Source organism: Micromonospora sp. NPDC048868 (assembly GCF_043198195.1).
Taxonomy (GTDB): domain Bacteria; phylum Actinomycetota; class Actinomycetes; order Mycobacteriales; family Micromonosporaceae; genus Micromonospora; species Micromonospora reichwaldensis.
Genome location: NZ_JBICUN010000044.1, coordinates 1 through 1,392, shown reverse-complemented (window position 1 = coordinate 1,392; position 1,392 = coordinate 1). Strand labels below are relative to the sequence as shown.

The 1,392-nt window shown below is 65.9% G+C and carries 1 pseudogene; it reads left to right on the top strand.

Going from position 1 to position 1,392, the window contains the following annotated elements:
- The first annotated feature begins 80 nt into the window (after positions 1–80).
- A pseudogene (locus tag ACGFNF_RS30355) lies at positions 81–1,344 on the top strand (IS256 family transposase).
- Positions 1,345–1,392: the final 48 nt, after the last annotated feature.

Genomic DNA, 1,392 nt, shown 5'->3' with positions numbered 1-1,392 from the left:
GGGACTGCGTAGATTTCCGTGTTTGACCTGGGTGTGGTCCGTTGGACAGGACGTCGATCCTGTCCAGGAAGGACCACGTCATGGCAGACAAGAAGAACGCTGTTCAGCTTCCGCAGCCGACGGCGGCGGAGGTCGAATTCGCGCAGCAACTGGTCGAGCGGGCCAAGGCCGACGGAGTCTCGTTGGTCGGGCCGGGTGGGCTCTTGGCCGGGATCACTCGCACCGTCCTGGAATCAGCGCTTGATGCGGAGCTGGATGCGCACCTCGACGAGGTCGGCGTCGACGAGGAGACCGGCCGGCGGACCAACATTCGCAACGGGCACGGAGCCAAGACGGTGCAAGACCGAGGTCGGGCCGGTGCGGATCCAGGTCCCGCGGGACCGGGCCGGGTCGTTCACCCCGCGGATCGTGCCCAAGCATGTCCGCAGGTTGGACGGGTTCAACGAGGCGATCCTGTCGCTGTATGCCAAAGGGTTGACCACGGGGGAGATCTCCGCGCATCTGGCGGACGTGTATGACGCCGACGTGTCCCGGGAGTTGATCAGCCGGGTCACCGACAGTGTCGTGGACGAGATGGAGGCCTGGCGGCAACGGCCGCTGGACCGGGTCTATCCGGTGGTGTTCATCGACGCCCTGGTGATGAAGATCCGCCAAGGGCAGGTCGCGAACCGGCCCGTCTACGTCGTGGTCGGTATCAGCCTTGACGGGGAACGCGATGTGCTGGGCATGTGGGCCGGGAGCGGCGGTGAGGGCGCCAAGCAGTGGGCCGGCTACCTCACCGAACTACGCAACCGCGGTGTGGAGGACGTGTTCATGGTCTGCTCCGACGGCCTCAAGGGCATGACCGACGCGATCGAGCAGGTCTGGCCGCAGGCGGTGCACCAACAGTGCGTCGTCCATTTGGTGCGGGCGTCGCTTCGCTATACGAATCGCAAGGATTGGCAGAAAATCACCCCCGCCCTACGCGAGATCTACACGGCCCCCACGGTGGCCGCCGCGGAGGCCCGGTTCGAGGCGTTCGCCGCCGAGTTCGGCGACCAGTACCCGGCCGTCATCCGGCTCTGGCGGACCTCCTGGCCGCAGTTCGTGCCGTTCCTCGACTACGACCACGAGGTCCGCAAGGTCCTCTACACCACCAACATCATCGAGAGCCTCAACGCCCGGTTCCGCCAAGCCGCCCGCCGGCGCGGGCACTTCCCCACCGAGCAGGCCGCGATGAAGGTCCTCTACCTCGTCGTCCAGCAGAAACGTAAGGGCGGCGGGAGCATCACCGGCCGGGTCTACGGTTGGGCCAAGGCCCTCAACGCCCTGATCCTCGCCTACGGCGACCGGATCACCATCTAACAACCTCGATCACACCACAGGCCCAAACACGGAAATCGACACACTCCC